The sequence below is a fragment of the Aphanothece hegewaldii CCALA 016 genome (genome assembly GCF_003007785.1).
Lineage (GTDB): Bacteria > Cyanobacteriota > Cyanobacteriia > Cyanobacteriales > Microcystaceae > Chroococcus > Chroococcus hegewaldii.
This window is the reverse complement of sequence record NZ_PXOH01000004.1, coordinates 36,413-55,488: the sequence shown is the minus strand read 5'-3', so window position 1 is coordinate 55,488 and position 19,076 is coordinate 36,413. Positions and strand designations below refer to the sequence as shown.

Genomic DNA, 19,076 nt, shown 5'->3' with positions numbered 1-19,076 from the left:
AAAGCATAGAGTCTAACAATAAAATTATATTAAAACTTACGTTGTGAAAAGTGAGGCCGCAAAATGTATCAGAAAATTTTATCCCCTAATCTATGGTTTAGTGTATTCGGTAGTTTAGGCTTAATTGGAAGTAGCTTAATTCTCCCCACGACACAAACATTAGCCACGACGAGTAATGTACTGGTTATTCCAGACAATAGCGCACCGCCTGTAAGTTCCCCAGTCGAACCCGTTAAACCCGTAAATCAACCTATAGCGCCAACCCCAAAAATTCAACCCAAACTCGCTGCACCTAAAATATTTAAGAGAGAAGAGGTTCAAACATCGACTCAGTTAGTGACACCCGAAAGTCATCAAACAACAAGAGCAACCCTCGCTCCTCAAAATATAGAAACTGGAAAAAATCAATATATTGACACAACCAATTATTCTAAACCTTCTTATACTCCACCCAATCAAGTTGTTATTACAGAACGTCAAAAAGGTTGTCAGACGATTTCTCGTAATGGACAATTAGTAGGTGGTCAATGCGCGGTAACAGCAAAAGCTAGACCAACAAGAGTTGTTCGTAACATTCAACCGCCGTCTAATTTAGTTGCCACGAGTTCTGTAAGATCCTACCGAAACGTTCAACCGATACGTTCTAACGCTCGTCGTTTCCAGTCTAACACTGAGGTTAGAGTGGCTGCACCGCGAATTAATGGTGTTTCTCTGGCGATGTCTCCTGTTCCACCAAAGGTCATTTCTACTAATACTAATACGATCAATACAGTAGCGTTAAATATGGGTGCGGGTTCTCTAAAAATTGGACTAGAACCGATACCACAGTATCAACGTGCAACTCGTATGAGTCCTACTGTGACCAATATTAATCAAAATAAACGCACTGATTTACTCTTTCCTATTCCTATTCCTTCCGCTATAACATCGGCGTTTGGTTGGCGTGTTCATCCCGTCAGTGGCAATACAGCGATGCACTCTGGAACCGATTTAGGTGCGCCGATGGGAACGCCAGTACTAGCAGCTTATCCAGGTGAAGTGGCTGTCGCTGACTGGGCGGGGGGTTATGGTTTAATGGTTATTCTTCGTCATCTTGAGGGTACGCAAGAATCGCGTTACGCTCACCTTTCGGAAATTTATGTTAAACCTGGTGATCGTGTTGAACAAGGCGCGGTTATTGGTCGTGTGGGTAGTACAGGTTTATCTACTGGACCCCATTTACACTTTGAATGGCGACATCTTACTGAACAAGGTTGGGTCGCTGTCGATGCGGGTTTACATTTAGAATACGCTCTCGATAATCTTGTACAATCGATGCAGTTAGCCCAAGCAACGGTACAACCCCAAAACAATCAACCGCAATAATTTTATAATAGGATTTGTCATAATGATTGGTAGAGACGCGCTCAGGTGCGTCTTTATCTTTAATGATGGAATGTATATTTACACTTGTACATTTTTTAATTATTTATGTAAAAGATGGAAGTAGAGACGCGCCATGGCGCGTCTTTACAGAATGATAATTAATTCAATTTAAAAACCCAAAATGGAAATTGATTTACAAGTAGAACGAGGAAAAGAACGGTTAGACCGTTGGTTATCAGAACAATTACCCGATGTTTCTCGTTCTTATATACAAAAGTTAATTGAGCAAGGAAATCTTACACTAAATGGTCAAATTTGTAGCGATAAAAAAACAAAAGTTAATCAAGGCGATCGCATTTATCTTAACTTTCCTCCCAGTGAACCTTTAGCCGTAGAAGCACAAGAAATAGACTTAGATATTTTATATGAAGATGATTCTTTAATTATTATTAATAAACCTGCTGGTTTAGTCGTGCATCCCGCGCCTGGACACGAATCTGGTACATTAGTTAATGCTTTATTATTTCATTGTTCTGATTTAGCGGGGATTGGCGGAATACAAAGACCAGGTATTGTTCATCGACTCGATAAAGATACAACAGGGGTTTTAGTCGTAGCAAAAACCGATTTTGCTCAAGCTAATTTACAAGCACAACTCAAAGCGAAAACAGCAAGACGAGAATATATTGCAATTGTTCATGGTGTGCCAAAAACTGAAATAGGTATCATTAATTTTCCCATTGGTCGTCATCCTGTAGATAGAAAAAAAATGGCAATTGTTCCCATCGAAAAAGGTGGTAGAGAAGCTGTTACTCATTGGCAAATTTTAGAACGAATTGGCAACTATACATTAATGAAATTTCGCTTAGAAACAGGAAGAACCCATCAAATTCGCGTACATACCAGTCATCTTGGTTATCCCATTTTAGGAGATCCGATTTATTCTTCAGATCGTTCCATTGGTATAAATTTACCCGGACAAATGCTCCATGCTCATCGATTAATATTAGAACATCCTGTCACTAAAGAAATAATTGAAGCCGTCGCCCCCCTCCCACCTATTTTCACCAAAGTTTTAGCCGCCTTACGTCGCAAGATTTAAAAGATAAATAATAAAGAAGTAACTTAATTCTCTTTTTTTTTAAGGGAACTTATGATAATTTGTGTCTATCTTAAGCGTTAACTGATTTTCGGTTAAATTGGGTGTAGGTGTAAGGAGTAAATATATGGTGTTGAGTCAAGAACCAACTACCAACGTTGTCAAAAAGAGTCGATATAATTATCAACTCTCGGAAATTATTCGCCAACGAGCATGGGTAGAAATCGATCAAGGAGCATTATCACATAATGTCAGACAGCTTAGGGCGTTTTTGTCTCCCTCTACTGAACTGATGGCGGTTGTAAAAGCTGATGCTTATGGACATGGGGCGATTACAGTGGCTCAAACTGTGCTACGATCAGGAGCAACTCGACTAGCGATCGCAACATTGGGCGAAGGGATCGAACTCCGAGAAGCAGGTATCATCGCCCCTATCGTTGTCTTAGGTGCAGTCAATAACCCCGAAGAAATAGCCGCCCTTTGTCACTGGAATTTAGAACCTACTATCTGTACGCCCCAACAAGCGATTACATTTTCTAAAACTTTAGCCGAACTCGAACAAACTTTATTAGTGCATCTCAAGCTCGATACGGGAATGTCGCGCTTAGGCACATTATGGCATCAAGCAACCGAATTTGTAACATTAGTTCATAAACTGCCTTATCTCAAAATAGTGAGTATTTATTCTCATTTAGCAACAGCCGATGATCCCGATCCAACGGTGATGAAGATGCAGCAAAAACGCTTTGAGGATGCTATTCATCAGATTAAAGCGATGGGTATTGATCCCCCTTGCTTGCATTTAGCTAATTCAGCCGCCGTATTAAGCGATCGCTCTTTACACTATGATTTAGTAAGAGTCGGACTCGCCATGTATGGACTTTATCCCGCACCACATTTAGAATCTACCATTAATTTAAAACCCGTTTTACAAGTTAAAGCGAAAATTACTCAAGTCAAAACCCTTGCAGCAGGTACAGGAGTTAGCTACGGATATCAATACATCAGTAAGCAAGATATTAAAATAGCTGTGGTGAGTATTGGTTATGCAGATGGTATACCACGTAATCTATCGAACCGCTTAAAAGTTCTGCTTCGAGGTCAATTCGTGCAGCAAATTGGAGCGATTACAATGGATCAAATGATGCTCGATGTCAGCAATTTACCCGATGTAGAAGTCGGCGAAATTGTCACATTAATTGGCTTTGATGGCAAAAATTCCATTAGTGCGGATGATTGGGCAAACGCATTAGGGACAATTTCTTGGGAGATTTTGTGTAGCTTTAAACATCGTTTACCCAGAATAGGGAAGCGTTTAGATTAATAAACCGATCAGCACTAAAAATGTTTGGCGAGATATCATCTTTGTATGTAAAGATATATAAAGATAGATCCCTCGTCTGACATATTTTAAATCATTTCTAAGAATGAAAATCTCTTTTTTGAGTGAGCCAATTTTGCGTCGTAAGCAAAAAACATTAGACCTACAAGATTTACGAGGCTCTTGGCAAATTAACTGGAAAATACGCAATATAACGCTATTTTCTGCGATTTATACGCGCATCGATCAAGTTTTTGTGATTTGGGGACTCATTTCAGTTATTGTCTTCTCAGTCGCCCAACTTTTACCGTTTAGTTGGAGAGATCAAGCGATCGCTTGGTCAATTTTAACTCTAGTGGGTGTGCTCAGTATGATTACATTAACAACATTTTGGGCGCAGGTTGAGCGTTTGATGTGGCTAGTTTATTTTTGGGTAGCCCTAATGCTTGTAGGAATGTTCGTCACTGACTTAGGAATTTATCTGAATTGGGGTATAGTTTTACTAAATTTGTGTCCGATTTGGCTTGGTTTAAGTGCGATCGGTTATCTTGGTACAGGATGGGGAATTCAGTCTCGTACTTTTATTATATTAGGCATTATTCATCTATTGAGTATTGGCTATGTACAGTATGTAACCTTGCCATTTCTGGCAACAGGCGTGATTATGGGCGGTAGTTTATTGCTGCTTGCTCAAGTACAATGGGATATGCGTCCTCCAATTGATTACTCGCTTCTCACTCAAGAAGAAAAAGCTTTTAACCACAATCAACATTTACTACGTCAACAATTCTAAACTCAAATTTTAAGATCATTTTTCGATAATCACACCTCACATTATGATTATGTAGATAGGACAAGCTTCGGCTGAACGTGACAGAGTTCAACCAGAAGCAAAATTAACTCCTGAGTTAATTCCTCGATTTCAAAAACGGATGATTACAACCAAACAGACTTAAGCTTTTTTCCGTTTTGTTCGGGTAGCAGTTGTCTTTTTAGCTGTAGTTGTTTTTTTCGCGGTTGTTGCTTTGGTGGTTGTTTTGGTAGTAGTTGTGCTTTTTGCGGATAAAGCATCTAAAGCTTTATCGAGGTTGATGGTTTCTACTGTTTCTCCTTCTGGCATTTTGGCGTTAGTTTTGCCATGTTTAATATAAGCACCATATGGACCACTATAGATGTTGACGGGTTCGGAGTCCTCTGGATGTAAACCCAATTCTTTTAGCGGTTCTTTTGTACTGTTTTTTCCGCGTCCTCGTGTAGATTTGGGTTCGGCTAATAATTGTAATGCTCGTTCTAAGGTAATAGTTAGAACATCATCACCCGCTTTAATCGATCGATATTCTTTGCCTACTTTACCTTGATCGTGAACCACATAGGGACCGAAACGACCTAAACTGGCTTGAATTTTACCGTCTGTTGCGGGATGTTTCCCTAAAGTACGAGGAAGAGAGAGTAACCCAATAGCTGTATCTAATGTTAAATCTTCGGGTTTCATCCCTTTGGGTAAAGATGCTCGTTTTGGTTTTTTGTTCTCTTCGGTGACTTCTCCAAGTTGAACATAGGGGCCATATGTTCCTATAAGAACATAAATTGGTTCTCCAGTTTCGGGATGAATGCCTAATTGTTCGGGGCCTTCGGTTTTTTGTTTTAGTAAGACTTCGACTTGTTCGGGGTTTAAGTCGGCGGGGGTTAAGTTATCAGGAATGGATGCTTTAATGGTGTCTTCCCCTTGTTGAACTTCGATATAAGGTCCAAATCTACCAATTTTAACGATCGCATTCAAGTTTTCTAGATTAATTGCCTTAGCTGTACTAGGATCAATTTGGCTTTCTCTTACTTTAACCTGATTTTCTAGCCCTGTTTCCCCTAAATAAAAGGTTTCTAGATAGGGTAGCCATTTCGCATCACCTGTCGCAATTTCATCGAGGGTTTGTTCCATTTTAGAGGTAAAACTGGTATCTACTAGATCTGGGAAATGTTCTTCTAATAAGCTAACGACAGCAAACGCGGTAAAAGTGGGAATTAAGATTTTATTCCGCATCTGGACATAACCGCGATCAATAATCGTGCTAATAATACTCGCATAAGTACTCGGACGACCTATACCTTCGCTTTCTAGGGTTTTGACGATAGATGCTTCACTATAACGGGCGGGGGGTTGGGTTTCGTGTTCGATGGCATCGAGTTTTTTACATTTAGGCGTGTCACCTATTTTAAGATCGGGTAGAATAACTTCACGATTATCTAATGCAGCATCAGGATCATCTAAACCTTCCACATAAGCGCGGAAAAAGCCAGGAAAATCGATCTTTTGTCCTGAAGAACGGAAACCCGCATCTTCTACCTGTATATTTACCACAACTTGAGTCAGACGAGCTTCGGCCATCTGAGACGCGACGGTACGTTTCCAAATGAGGTCATATAAGGCGAATTCATTGCCTGATAAACCCGTTTCTTTGGGTAAACGAAATTCATTTCCCGAAGGGCGGATCGCTTCGTGTGCTTCCTGTGCGCCTTTTGCTTTCGTCGTATACTGACGCGGTTTGGGACTGAGATACTCTTTTCCGTACATTTGTTCTACACAAGATCTCGCGGCGGCGATCGCTTGATCTGATAAATGTACAGAGTCGGTTCGCATATAAGTAATATAGCCCTGTTCATACAAACTCTGAGCCACCCGCATCGTATCTCGCGCCGAGAGTCCTATTTTGCGGTTCGATTCTTGCTGTAGAGTGGATGTAGTAAAAGGTGGGGCGGGTTTTCGAGTAACGGGTTTTTCTTCAACTTGGGTAATTTTCCAAGTTTTATTTTTAATCCGTTCTTTTAAAGCGATCGCCTCGGCTTCATTGAGTAAAACGACATTACGCCCTTTAATCACTTGGCCGGTAGTCGGCTCAAAATCGCTCCCTGTGGCTACTTTTTTGCCTCCTAGAGTCACTAAACGAGATTCAAACTCATTTTTTTCCTTTTCTAAAACGGCTTTGAGATCCCAGTATTTAGCCTCTTTAAAAGCGCGTCTTTCTCGTTCTCGTTGGACAATTAAACGAACAGCCACCGACTGAACTCGTCCTGCGGAGAGACCCCAAGAGATTTTTTTCCAAAGTAGGGGTGAGAGGGTGTATCCGACCAAGCGATCGAGAATACGGCGGGTTTCTTGGGCGTGTACCAGATTTTCATCGATATTACGGCAATTTTTTAAGGATGCTTGAATCGCCTCACGGGTGATCTCGTGGAAAACCATACGCTTGATGGGAACTTTAGGGTTTAGCAGTTGCAGTAAATGCCAACTAATACTTTCCCCTTCGCGGTCTTCGTCTGTCGCTAGAATTACCTCATCAGCTTGCTTGAGGGCTTCTTTCAGTTCTTTGACAATTTTTTGCTTGGACTTGGGAATAACATAAAGGGGATCAAAATCATCATTGACATTGACCCCTAGATTAGCCCAAGGTTTATCTTTGTAGGCGGGGGGAACTTCTTCGGCGGATGCGGGAAGATCCCTGACGTGTCCCATCGATGCCTGTACTCGGTAATCTGAGGGCAAATAATTGCTAATGGTACGCGCTTTGGTTGGAGATTCGACAATTACCAGCTTGGACATGGGCTGCTATTTATTAAAGACCTGCTATAACTCTATTACTACTATAGATACCCGCATAAAGGGAAGAGAAACAAACCAATGTACAATCTTTTGTAAAGGTTTTTTAAGATTAGGAGGTCTAAAATCGCCTCACAATTTTTTGATTGTAGTCCAGTGAATCGAAATTGGCATAGAAGAAGGCAAAATTGTTTACAGTCGATGGGTTAGGATCAGCGAGAATATCCAAAGCCCCCAGACTGGACGGACTTCTTTAAATACTTAGTAAATTTTTGCGAGCCTTATGGATTTTTCTACTGTTGTTGCGTCTCAGTTAAATGCAGGAACAATTGTACCAGAAGTAATTGTGACAATTACCTTGGTGATTATCTTGGTTGGGGATCTCATTGCGGGGCGTAGTGCATCGCGTTGGCTGCCTTATGCGGCGATCGCTGGTTTACTCGCTTCTGTTGTTTCCCTTTATTTTTGTTGGGATAGTCCGAATCCTATCTCGTTTCTCGGTGCGTTTAATGGCGATAATTTAAGCGTTGTCTTTCGTGGGATTATTGCCCTATCAACCACGGTAACGATTTTAATGTCGGTACGCTATGTCGAACAGTCGGGAACCTCTCTAGCGGAGTTTATCGCCATCATGCTAACGGCTACTTTAGGAGGGATGTTCCTTTCTGGGGCTAATGAGTTAGTGATGATTTTCGTTTCTTTGGAAATGTTGAGTATTTCGTCTTATCTGATGACGGGATACATGAAACGCGATCCTCGTTCTAATGAAGCGGCTTTAAAATATCTGCTCATTGGGGCTTCGAGTTCGGCGATTTTCCTTTATGGTGTTTCTCTTCTTTACGGTTTATCGGGTGGCGAAACAACCTTGAATGGCATTGCCTCACAAATCACTGATATTAGTACAGGTGAATCATTAGGATTAGCCATTTCTCTCGTTTTCGTCATTGCGGGAATTGCCTTTAAAATTTCTGCGGTTCCCTTCCATCAGTGGACACCGGACGTTTACGAAGGTTCTCCAACTCCTGTAGTCGCCTTTCTTTCTGTTGGTTCAAAAGCCGCAGGTTTTGCGTTAGCGATACGTTTATTGGTAACAGCCTTTGCCCTAGAAACGAAAGAATGGCAATTTATTTTTACGGCTTTAGCTATTCTCAGTATGGTACTGGGTAATGTTGTTGCTTTAGCTCAAACCAGCATGAAACGGATGTTAGCTTATTCTTCCATTGGACAAGCAGGATTTGTCATGATTGGTTTAATTGCGGGAACAGATGCAGGATATTCTAGTATGATTTTTTATCTGCTAATTTACCTGTTTATGAACTTGGGCGCGTTCATTTGCGTGATTCTTTTTGCCCTACGCACTGGAACCGATCAAATTGGGGAATATGCAGGATTGTACCAAAAAGATCCATTTCTCACACTGTGTTTAAGTATTTGTCTTCTCTCCCTTGGTGGTATTCCTCCCCTCGCTGGATTTTTCGGTAAAATCTATATTTTCTGGGCAGGTTGGCAAGCAGGTTTATATTGGCTAGTTTTAATCGGATTAATCACCAGTGTTATTTCGATTTACTACTATATTCGTGTTGTCAAAATGATGGTTGTTAAAGAACCTCAAGAGATGTCAGAATCGATTAAAAATTATCCTAAAATTAACTGGACATTATCGGGAATGCGTCCGATACAAGTTGGATTAGTGATTACTTTAGTCGCTACATCTTTAGCTGGAATTCTTTCTAATCCCCTATTTACTCTAGCAACAGATTCGGTTACCAGTACACCCATGTTACAATCTGCTGCTGTAGCAACTCGTTTATCACAAAAATAGAGTAAATTTCTGACATTTGTGATTAATATAAGAGGCGTTTTATCTAAACGTCTCTTTTGTTTTTATTAATTTTAATTTAAAATAATATTGTAGGGTTTTAGTATCCAAACCCAATTATTCAAATTAATTAAATAATTTTTCAGGTGAAAAAATTAAAATTTATTGATTTATTTGCAGGAATTGGCGGCTTTAGATTAGCTTTTGAACAAGCGGGCTATGAATGTATTTATTCTTGTGAGATTAATGAAGCTTGTCAGAAAGTATATTTTGAAAACTTTGGCGAAATACCCGAAAATGATATTACTAAAATCGATGTAAATAAACTTCCTTCATTTGATGTTTTAACCGCAGGATTTCCCTGTCAACCTTTTAGTATATCAGGTAAACGACAAGGATTTCAGGATACTAGAGGAACCTTATTTTATCATATTTGCGAAATTATAGAAGCGAAACAACCTAATGTTATTGTTTTAGAAAATGTTAAACATTTAATTCATCATGAACATGGAAAAACATTAGATACCATCTTATATTCGTTAGAAGATTTAGGATATTTAGTAGACTATAAATTATTGAATGCTAAAGATTTTGGTATTCCGCAAAACCGAGAACGAATTATTATTATAGGTAGTAAACATAAAAAGTTTAATTTTAATCTTATTCAAAAAAATATTGATACACCAATCTTAAAAGATTTTTTAGATAAAACTGGAAACTTTGAATATTTACAGTATTGTGAATATACAATGATTGAAAATCCAAAACAGCAAGATTCAGGCTTAATTTTCGTTGGCTATCGTAATAAGAATATCTGGAAAAAAGGAATAAGACCAAATACAGAACATTTATCGAGAGTCCATCATCAACCTAATAGAATTTATTCAGTTGAGGGAGTACATCCAACAATACCATCACAAGAAACATCAGGACGCTTTTTTATATATTTACCCGAAGAAAACGCAGTCCGAAAACTAACAATTAAAGAATGTTATCGTTTAATGGGATTTCCTGATGATTTCAAAATACATCCTAATTTATCACAAGCGTATCAACAGATTGGGAATTCTGTCTGCATTCCTAAAATCCTAGAAATAGCCATTCAAATTAAATTACAGATGGAATGAAATACTATCAACAATAACAGAACAATAATAAATGTTACTCTTATTTTAACTAGCCTTTATCCAAAACGACCGCCCACTGTATCCAAATTTCGGCTATCATCATCAACTCTTCACTAGACATCGACATCGCTGCTTGTTCTGCTTTTTGCGGACAAACACCCACTTTAATCAATTCATTATAGTAAGATTGTTGCAAATTTGTGAATTCAATACTCTGTTTCATTGGTGATTATCTCCCATTTTTTAAATTTATTTTTTAACTAAAGTAAGAGAAAACTGTATAAGATCAGCTTTACTATATATTAAAAATGTTTATTATTTAATATATATCTATTTTTGGATAAAGCAAAACTTTGATTTATTACATCATTACAATTCCCTTCAACTCCAGAAAACAACTTTGCTTTAACAAAAATTAAAAATACGGCAAAACCTTACATCATCAAAGTTTCAAGCAATAAAAATCAAGTTAAAGATGTTGAGTCAATGATTTTTCTTTACAATTTCTTGATAATTCCCTTGCTTTGCGTACCATCATGACTGACAGCATTCCCTCTCTAGACATCATTCTTAACCGTTGTCAAACGAGTTCTGTGGGTAAACTCTTACCGAATGCTTTATACGTCCATACTTGCGCTTTAGCTTCTCTTGACCCCATTTTACAAGATTATGAACGTCGATCGAGAGTTACTCAAACCACTCAACAAGCGACTCTTGTAAAATTTAGTCTTGATAAACCGAAAATTTCTTATCTTTTTTACGCTAATTTTGATCAAGATCCCCATCCAATTTTATTGTTTAGTCTTGTGGTCGATGTAAAAACCTTAGAATACAGTGAACGTCACTATCAAGCATCCGATAACCCTCCATTACTGCATCGTAAAGAAACCTTCATCACACCCGACTATCCTTTGTACTCAGAATTTGACCATTTAACCCGTCTAGAAGTTAAATTAGGTCTTCTAGAACAGTCTCGCATGATTGGAACCCGCAAAGAATGGGAACAACGTCTTAAACAGTTTAATATTGCGTTTGTTGGTCATTATTTAGTTTGTCCCATCGGTGATTCATCTGAGCGATCGATTACAATTGATCGTCATAAAGCTGCTATTGTCCGAAAAAGTTTATCTCGTCCTGTTCGTCTAGCATTAGAGTCAGGGTTATTTATTCCAGAAGTTACGACTTTTTTTGACTATGGTTGTGGTTTTGGGGGAGATATTGAACAAATATCCCAACAAGGTTATCAGAGTTTAGGTTGGGACCCTTATTATTGTCCTAATAGTAGTTGTATTCCCGCAGATATTGTTAATTTGGGTTATGTTATTAATGTTATTGAAGATCAACAAGAACGTCGAGAAGCTTTGATTAAAGCATGGGAATTAACCCAAAAAGTTCTGATTGTTTCTGCACAGGTTTTAATTAATGATAGTAATCATGGAATAGTTGTCTATGGTGATGGAATTATTACTCGTCGTAATACGTTTCAAAAATATTATGAACAGGAAGAATTAAAAGTTTATATTGATCAGGTTTTAAATGTTGATTCCATTCCCATCGCTTTAGGAATTTATTTTGTATTTCGAGATGCGACTCAAGCGGAAACATTTAAACTCTCTCGCTTCCGTTCTCGTGCAACGACTCCCAGAGTTAATTTATTACTAAAACGTTTTGATGATTATGAAAAGTTATTAACTCCTTTAATGAATTTTTTTACGGAAAGAGGACGTTTACCCGTTTTAGGAGAATTAGAAAATGAGTTAGAAATAAAAGCAGAATTTGGCGGTTTTAAACGAGCTTTTCAAGTAATATTACAAGTCACTCATCCTGAAGATTGGGAAGCAATTACAGAAAAACGTCGTCAAGATTTATTATTAAATTTTGCCCTGAGTAAATTTAGTGGTCGTCCTCAACCTAAAAGTTTAAACTTAACACTACGAGAAGATATTAAAGCTTTATTTGGTGGATATCAACAATTGTGTATGATGGCGGATTTGATGCTATCAAGTCTACGAGATTTAGAAAAAATTGAAGCGTTGTGTAAAACGATTTCCGTCGGTAAAAAGTTAAAAAATTCTCTAATCATTCATCTAAGCGCTGTGGAAACACTTCCAACATTACTCAGATTATATGAAGGTTGCGCGAGTCGAACATTTGGACGTTTAAACGAAGCGAATGTGATTAAATTATCATTTCATCAAGCGAAAATTTCTTATCTTTATTATCCAGATTTTGAGCTTAACCCTCATCCAACTTTACAAAACAGTATGGAAATTGATTTAAGGAGTTTACAAGTGCGCTATCGTGATTATTACGATGATGAAAATCCACCGATTTTACATGAAAAAGATCGCTTAGTTACTCCAGATTATCCAAATTATGAAAAGTTTGTCAAATTAACTCAACAAGAAAGAGAATGGGGACTGTTAGATAATTTTAAAGCAATAAGTCATTTAAAAGGATGGATAAATTGTCTAGACTCTCACTGCGCGATTCTGAAAAATTATAAACTTTATTGGCGAAAAGATGCTGATCCGTATAAAGTTAGGGTATTACGATCGCAAATCTCCCAACGTAAAAGGAAATTGACTAAAGATAACCATGTTCAGCAAGAAAACCTAGACTAACTTCTTCGGAATGGGGTTGATGACTTGCAGACTTCCCAAGTAATCTTTCTACATATTTACCTAAAATATCTCCTTCTAGATTAACCCAATCTCCGGTCTTAAGATAAGATAAATTAGTCTGGTCATAAGTATGGGGAATAACAGATACTTTAAACCAAGATCCGCTTTTATCACAATCGGAAACTGTTAAACTAATACCATTTACTGCGATACTTCCTTTTGATACAATATAGCGAGCAATAAATTGTTCCCACTCTTGTGTTAAAGTTGGTGGTGCAGTAAAAATCATTTCCCAAGATGTTTCGGTCGGAAAAGACTCAACTAAGGAACCAACTCCATCGATATGTCCTGTAACAAAATGTCCCCCTATTTTACTCCCCACTCGTAAAGATGTTTCTAAATTAACCCATTCTGCTGCTGCTAGACGTTTACCTAAAGTTGTTCGTGATAAAGTTTCGGGTGACGCAGTAGCGATAAACCCATCGAGTAAAATTTCTTCTACGGTTAAACAAACCCCATCGACAGCAACACTATCACCGATCGCTAAATCCGATAGAATAATAGAATGTGTGTCCTCAAAAACCGATAAAATAAACCGATCTTGCTCAAAAGGTTTGAGTTTTCCTGTTCCTTGAATTAATCCTGTAAACACGATCTTTTTTGAGAAAATAAACAGAGTAGCTTTAGGGAAACAAAATGATATTTTTTTGAAGTTTGAGGATATTCTTGTAATCCTAGGGCATACTGTGAGTGTAGCGCATCTGTGAACTGATCCTTACAGAATAACTCTGTGATTGCTAGGATAGTCTTGAATGTTAGCCGCTATTGTCTCCTTGTTCCTTTTATTTTCTTGGTGCTGATCCAACACAGAGAGGCTGTATGATCGAAATGAAAGTTGCTGGAATTGCTTTAGATGCGATGACTCGCAGTCCTATTGTTTTACTTAAAGATGGAACCGATCGCCGTGCTTTACCGATCTATATTGGACAAGATCAAGCTAAGGCTATTATGGGAGCATTAGAGCAACAAAAGCCACCTCGTCCTCTAACTCATGATTTGATGGTGAATTTCTTTACGGCGTGGGGAATAACCCTCGAAAAGATTATTATTCACTCTCTACAAGATAATACATTCTACGCGGTGCTATGTTTGTCTCAAGGCGAACTAAAAAAAGAACTTGACTGTCGTCCAAGTGATGCGATCGCTATTGCTTTACGAACAAATGCAGCGATATGGGTGATGGAAGAAGTTATCGCTGATGCTTCTATACCAGTTGATCGAGATGCAGATGAAGAAGAACGAAAAGCGTTTCGTGACTTTGTTTCTAATCTTAGTCCAGAAGAACTGATTAAAAAAGCCAAGTTTAACCCAGAAAATGGTTAAAATGCGATATCGACGCTTTGGTAAAACCAATTTAGAGTTATCGGTTTTTTCTCTGGGAACGATGCGCTGTTTGGAGTCTGTGTCTACCTTTGCAGAAACTTTAGAACAAGCGATCGCACTCGGAATTAATCATATTGAAACAGCAAAAGGATATGGTAAAAGTGAAGACTATTTAGGAAGTAGCTTAAAAAATTTATCGATTCCACGAGAAAAATTTTATCTCACAACGAAACTTTCTCCAACTTCTGACACTCAACAGATGACTCGTTGGATCGATGAATCTTTATCTCGTCTAAAATTAGATTATATAGACTGTATAGCGTTACATGGTGTTAATACTTGGGATCATCTAGCTTGGATCACTTCTGATGATGGCTGCATGAAAGCGTTACAGCAAGCAAAACAAGCGGGAAAAATTAACCATATTGGGTTCTCCACTCACGGATCTTTAGATTTAATTCTCGCTACCCTAGAAACTAACTTATTTGAATTTATTAACCTTCATTATTATTATTTTTTTCAACGTCACGCCAGCGCAGTTCAGTTAGCATATGAAAAGGATATGGGGATTTTTATTATCTCTCCTTCGGATAAAGGAGGTCGTCTTTATACTCCCCCCCCAACACTAAAAAATTTATGTGAGCCGTTAACGCCGCTAGAATTAAATTATCGGTTTTTATTGAGCGATCGTCGTATTACCACCCTCAGCATCGGTCCCACTACCCCAAAAGAACTCCTAGAACCCCTACAAGTCTCCAATAATGTCTCCCCCCTCACAGAGTCCGAAAAGACCATCTTAGAACGCTTAGAAAACCATCTACAGACGATTTTAGGAAAGGAGCAATGTCGTCAATGTTATCAATGTTTGCCTTGTCCCGAAAGTATTAATATTCCTGAAATTTTACGATTACGAAATCTCGCTGTAGGTTATGAAATGACAGATTTTGCCCAATATCGCTATAGAATGTTTGAAAATGCGGGTCATTGGTTTGCGGGGAATAAAGGAAATCGTTGTACAGAATGTGGAGATTGTTTACCCCGTTGTCCCGAAAACTTGGATATACCAACATTATTATCGGATACTCATCAACGTCTTAATGGTTCATCCCGTCGTCGTCTATGGGAGTAGAGACGGGATATAACGTGTCTCTACATCCTGTTAGTTTTTAATTCTATTATTGACCAACTGCACTACGCATGAAGTTGATCCGTTCTTGAAAATCTACCTGTTTGATTTTATCGGTAAACTCTTGGGTTTCGCTAGGTAATTTATAATCATCAGGAACTTGAATCACCGTTCCTTCTTCCATGCCACGTGCTATTAATAACCAACTTTCCATTCTAGCACTGCTATCAAAAGCCTGATAAGCACGACCGATTTCATTATCCGCCCCTTCCAGCATATCCCGTTGAGCCTGTAATTGTTCTTCAGGGGATAAAACTTTAATTTGATCATAAAGCGTATTACCCATATTTTCTACGGAAATCGGGGGCGCGGGATTAAGGTCATCTTTAATATCTAAATAACCATACCAGAGTAAAGCAAGTTTTGTATCGGTATCATAACTATTAAAGAGATCTAAGGCTTGTTGAGTTGTAGGATTAGCGGTGTAAGTCATGAGATTGTCCTTTATGTTCAACTGTTTTTTACGTGACAAAGAAGTTTTTTTTTCTTCTCTTACACAACTTAACAACTGCTTTTTGAGAAACAACCTGATAAAAGATAGATCTCGATTTTACATAATATGACCGATGCTATCTCAGTTTGATCATACGAAAGATGTTAGGGTTTGATGACCAAACCCCAATTAGAATTAATCTTGTCGATAAGCAATTACCGCATAAAACGGATCAGCGCCAGAGACTCCCAACATTTGTAGAAAATTGGGAACCATTGAAGTACGGTTAATTACTTCGGGTTCGCTAAAACCTGAAACCATCTTAAAATAGTTTTTCACCAATTGTACACGACTGTTATCTGTGCCATCGCGCCAAGCGGCGATCGCTTTTTGATAAAACATTCGATTAGAAAAGCTAATAATCACGATTCCACCTGGAGTAAGGATACGGTGAATCTCGGCAAAAATCGCTTCAGGATACTGAATATACTGTACAGAAACCGCATTCAAAACAGCATCAAAACTTTGATCAGGATAAGGTAACTGGGGATTTTTGTTAAGATTTTGGACAATATAGTGATTTAAACGGGGATTTTTCGCCAATTCTTCTTCATTTAATCCATGTCCTTCAACATGGGCAAATTCTACATCATCAGGAAGATGAGAAACCCAACTACTCATCATATCCAAAATACGGCTATCGGGTTTGAGTCTTTCTCGATAAAGATTCGTCAATTGGTCGATAAAACCTTGATCAACATGGGTGACAAACCGAGGATCAGAATAAAATAGATCGTCTGTGGTATCGTCTAACTTAGTTCGTTGCTCTGGACGCAATATCATAACAAAAAGTTGTATAAAAGGATTCCTTTTTACAATTATTAACAATTTATTTTAGAAATAGGGAGTCAAAAGTCTGAATTTGTAGACTAAAGGAAGTTCGGCGGACTTGGCTAAATTTTGTACAATATTCACCAATAGTTGCTCATTGACGGGTAACAACTCTTTAAAAACGAGCTTATCGATATGAAAAATCTTAGAGTTTATTTAATTGCTTCTTTAGTTGTAGTTGTACTGCTGGTAGGAACGGGTTTTCTACTAACGAGTGGTAAAGCGATCGGACAACCTCTCTTTGGGAAAAGTTATTCTGAAGGGGAACTCAAAAATTATGTGTCTTCCGTCCTCAGACAACAACTCAATGGGGTTAGCTGTCAACCTGTTGATACAGACGCAAATGGCTATGTTTCCTGTGACTATACTACTGTAGCTGAACCCAATGTAACGCGTTCGATCGAGTGTTCAGCGTGGGGATTACAGGGCTTTTTGAACCGAGGTTGTAAAGCCCGATCTATTCTACCAGTCCGCTAATTATCCTCTTCTGAAAATTGCTCGATATCCTCATCTAACGCCATTCCCTCACTATATGGACGCTGTTGCGGAATGGCGGCAATAATGGCATCGATCACCTTCCCAACTGGGATGATCTCTAGTCCAGTATCATCGGGGTAAATCTGTCCTTTGGGGACGATCGCTCGTTTAAATCCGAGTTTGGCTGCTTCTTTGAGACGGAGTTCCATTTGAGAAACCAGACGAACTTGTCCCCCTAACCCGACTTCCCCAATTAAAACAGTACGCGAATCAACGATACGATCCCGAAAACTAGCCACAACAGCGATCGCCACACCAAGATCGGCGGCAGGTTCTTCCACTCCTAACCCTCCGGCGGAAGCTACATAAACATCGAGTTTAGAAAGAGGAATACCGACTCGTTTTTCAAGTACCGCGAGAATTTGTTGTAAGCGGTTATAATCAACGCCAGTGGTGGAACGACGAGGCGATGAATAACTGGTGGGACTGACTAAAGCTTGTAATTCTACAACAATGGGGCGTGTTCCTTCACAAGCAACAATGGTAGCGGTTCCAGGTGAGTGATCATCCCGACTTCCTAAAAATAGTTCCGAGGGGTTAGTAACTTCGACTAAACCATGATCGACCATTTCAAAAATACCGATCTCATGAGTCGCCCCAAAACGGTTTTTCACGGAACGTAAGAGACGATGAGAAGCATATCGATCGCCTTCAAAGTATAAAACCGTATCCACGAGGTGTTCAAGGACTCGCGGTCCTGCGATCGCGCCTTCTTTGGTGACATGACCGACAATAAATAAAGTAATATTTTCTCGTTTGGCTACTTGCATTAGGGCTGAGGTACATTCTCTGACTTGAGAAACAGATCCAGGGGCTGAGGTTAATGCAGCAAAATAAAGGGTTTGAATACTATCAATGACGGCGACTTGAGGTTTAAGGGATTCAAGTTCTCGTAAAATTTCTTCTAGATCGGTTTCGGGTAAAACATAGAGATGATGATCAATATTTTGAGTTTCTGAAGTTGCTTTCTTTTTACCATTGCCATTAGTTTCTTCTTCAACGACACCGACTCCGAGACGTTGGGCGCGTAATTTGATTTGTTGGCCAGATTCTTCGGCTGAGACATACAGAATTCTCGGTAAACGTTGGGCGAGTTGGTGGGCAACTTGTAGTAGTAGGGTAGATTTACCGATCCCCGGATCTCCTCCGATCAAAACCAGTGAACCAGGAACAATTCCACTGCCTAAGACTCGATCTAATTCACCGTACCCCGAATTAAACCGCATTTGTTCGAGTTGGGTAATTTGGGAAAAACGCTGAGAAATGCGCGGTTGTGCTGGTCCTGGTGCTTTTTCATTAGTACGATTGTTCGACTGCCATCCACCACGATTAGCCAGTGGATTATTATTAGCAGAAGCCAACATTTGTTCTTCGAGTGTGCCATAAGTGCCACAATTGGGGCATTTGCCAAACCATTGGGGAGATTCCGCAGCACAAGCCGTACAAATATAAATCGTGCGAGATTTGGCCATATTTTTAAGAAAAGTTGAAAAAATTTAATAATCGTACCGTTATTTGTCACACTTTATTAATGAAGGTAAAGTTTTTACCATCACAGATCAAGTCTCAAAAAGCTGATTACAAGTTAAATAAAAACATAAGATTCGGCTATATGATAACGATAAAAGGATATTCTAGAAAGGTAAACTCTCATAACTTAACTTTAAAAATAGCAACTGTAATTTATTAAGGAGTGTTG

The 19,076-nt window shown here is 38.8% G+C and carries 16 protein-coding genes; 10 read left to right on the top strand and 6 right to left on the bottom strand.

The window, feature by feature from the left end:
• The first annotated feature begins 63 nt into the window (after nucleotides 1–63).
• The 4 genes from C7H19_RS04885 (at nucleotide 64) to C7H19_RS04870 (ending at nucleotide 4,578) form a co-directional block, all read left to right on the top strand.
• On the top strand, nucleotides 64–1,365 hold the full coding sequence (locus C7H19_RS04885) for a peptidoglycan DD-metalloendopeptidase family protein (protein WP_106455773.1): 1,302 nt from the start codon (nucleotides 64–66) through the stop codon (nucleotides 1,363–1,365).
• Nucleotides 1,366–1,546: 181 nt separating this feature from the next.
• The gene (locus C7H19_RS04880; protein ID WP_106455772.1) at nucleotides 1,547–2,467 is read left to right on the top strand and encodes an RluA family pseudouridine synthase; all 921 of its coding nucleotides are present in this window, start codon (nucleotides 1,547–1,549) and stop codon (nucleotides 2,465–2,467) included.
• Nucleotides 2,468–2,591: 124 nt separating this feature from the next.
• Entirely contained in the window at nucleotides 2,592–3,788 is a 1,197-nt protein-coding gene (gene alr / locus C7H19_RS04875) for an alanine racemase (RefSeq protein WP_181280530.1), read from the top strand.
• Between the two features lie 103 nt (nucleotides 3,789–3,891).
• On the top strand, nucleotides 3,892–4,578 hold the full coding sequence (locus C7H19_RS04870) for a hypothetical protein (RefSeq protein WP_106455771.1): 687 nt from the start codon (nucleotides 3,892–3,894) through the stop codon (nucleotides 4,576–4,578).
• Between the two features lie 159 nt (nucleotides 4,579–4,737).
• Here the strand turns inward: C7H19_RS04870 and topA are convergent, their stop codons facing one another.
• Nucleotides 4,738–7,380, bottom strand: coding sequence for a type I DNA topoisomerase (topA, locus tag C7H19_RS04865; RefSeq protein ID WP_106455770.1), 2,643 nt, complete (start codon nucleotides 7,378–7,380; stop codon nucleotides 4,738–4,740).
• A 280-nt stretch (nucleotides 7,381–7,660) separates the two neighbouring features.
• Here topA and C7H19_RS04860 point away from each other — a divergent pair, with 280 nt between their 5' ends.
• Complete coding sequence (locus tag C7H19_RS04860) at nucleotides 7,661–9,199, top strand: NAD(P)H-quinone oxidoreductase subunit N (RefSeq protein ID WP_106455769.1); 1,539 nt, start codon at nucleotides 7,661–7,663, stop codon at nucleotides 9,197–9,199.
• A gap of 143 nt (nucleotides 9,200–9,342) precedes the next feature.
• The gene (locus C7H19_RS04855) at nucleotides 9,343–10,323 is read left to right on the top strand and encodes a DNA cytosine methyltransferase (protein ID WP_106455768.1); all 981 of its coding nucleotides are present in this window, start codon (nucleotides 9,343–9,345) and stop codon (nucleotides 10,321–10,323) included.
• Nucleotides 10,324–10,372: 49 nt separating this feature from the next.
• Here the strand turns inward: C7H19_RS04855 and C7H19_RS25515 are convergent, their stop codons facing one another.
• A complete protein-coding gene (locus tag C7H19_RS25515) occupies nucleotides 10,373–10,546 on the bottom strand; it encodes a hypothetical protein (RefSeq protein ID WP_181280529.1) in 174 nt (57 codons plus the stop codon).
• Nucleotides 10,547–10,859: 313 nt separating this feature from the next.
• Here C7H19_RS25515 and C7H19_RS04850 point away from each other — a divergent pair, with 313 nt between their 5' ends.
• On the top strand, nucleotides 10,860–12,947 hold the full coding sequence (locus C7H19_RS04850; protein WP_106455767.1) for a DNA phosphorothioation-associated putative methyltransferase: 2,088 nt from the start codon (nucleotides 10,860–10,862) through the stop codon (nucleotides 12,945–12,947).
• On the opposite strand, the gene ribE is transcribed toward C7H19_RS04850, so the two are convergent.
• Nucleotides 12,910–13,599, bottom strand: a complete 690-nt coding sequence (gene ribE / locus C7H19_RS04845) for a riboflavin synthase (protein WP_106455766.1) — start codon at nucleotides 13,597–13,599, stop codon at nucleotides 12,910–12,912. The genes C7H19_RS04850 and ribE overlap by 38 nt on opposite strands.
• A 227-nt stretch (nucleotides 13,600–13,826) precedes the next feature.
• On the opposite strand from ribE, the gene C7H19_RS04840 reads away from it, so the two are divergent.
• Both C7H19_RS04840 and C7H19_RS04835 read left to right on the top strand, forming a co-directional pair.
• Complete coding sequence (locus C7H19_RS04840) at nucleotides 13,827–14,330, top strand: bifunctional nuclease family protein (RefSeq protein ID WP_106455765.1); 504 nt, start codon at nucleotides 13,827–13,829, stop codon at nucleotides 14,328–14,330.
• Between the two features lies 1 nt (nucleotide 14,331).
• Entirely contained in the window at nucleotides 14,332–15,459 is a 1,128-nt protein-coding gene (locus tag C7H19_RS04835) for an aldo/keto reductase (RefSeq protein ID WP_106455972.1), read from the top strand.
• Between the two features lie 46 nt (nucleotides 15,460–15,505).
• Here C7H19_RS04835 and C7H19_RS04830 read toward each other — a convergent pair whose 3' ends face one another.
• Nucleotides 15,506–15,949, bottom strand: coding sequence for an orange carotenoid protein N-terminal domain-containing protein (locus tag C7H19_RS04830; protein WP_106455764.1), 444 nt, complete (start codon nucleotides 15,947–15,949; stop codon nucleotides 15,506–15,508).
• A 195-nt stretch (nucleotides 15,950–16,144) separates the two neighbouring features.
• A complete protein-coding gene (locus C7H19_RS04825) occupies nucleotides 16,145–16,792 on the bottom strand; it encodes a class I SAM-dependent methyltransferase (RefSeq protein WP_106455763.1) in 648 nt (215 codons plus the stop codon).
• A gap of 183 nt (nucleotides 16,793–16,975) precedes the next feature.
• Here C7H19_RS04825 and C7H19_RS04820 point away from each other — a divergent pair, with 183 nt between their 5' ends.
• Nucleotides 16,976–17,317 (top strand): hypothetical protein, encoded by a 342-nt coding sequence (locus C7H19_RS04820; protein ID WP_106455762.1) that lies wholly within the window; start codon nucleotides 16,976–16,978, stop codon nucleotides 17,315–17,317.
• Here C7H19_RS04820 and radA read toward each other — a convergent pair.
• Nucleotides 17,314–18,849, bottom strand: coding sequence for a DNA repair protein RadA (gene radA / locus C7H19_RS04815; RefSeq protein ID WP_106455761.1), 1,536 nt, complete (start codon nucleotides 18,847–18,849; stop codon nucleotides 17,314–17,316). The two genes, C7H19_RS04820 and radA, sit on opposite strands and share 4 nt — an antisense overlap.
• Between the last annotated feature and the right edge of the window lie 227 nt (nucleotides 18,850–19,076).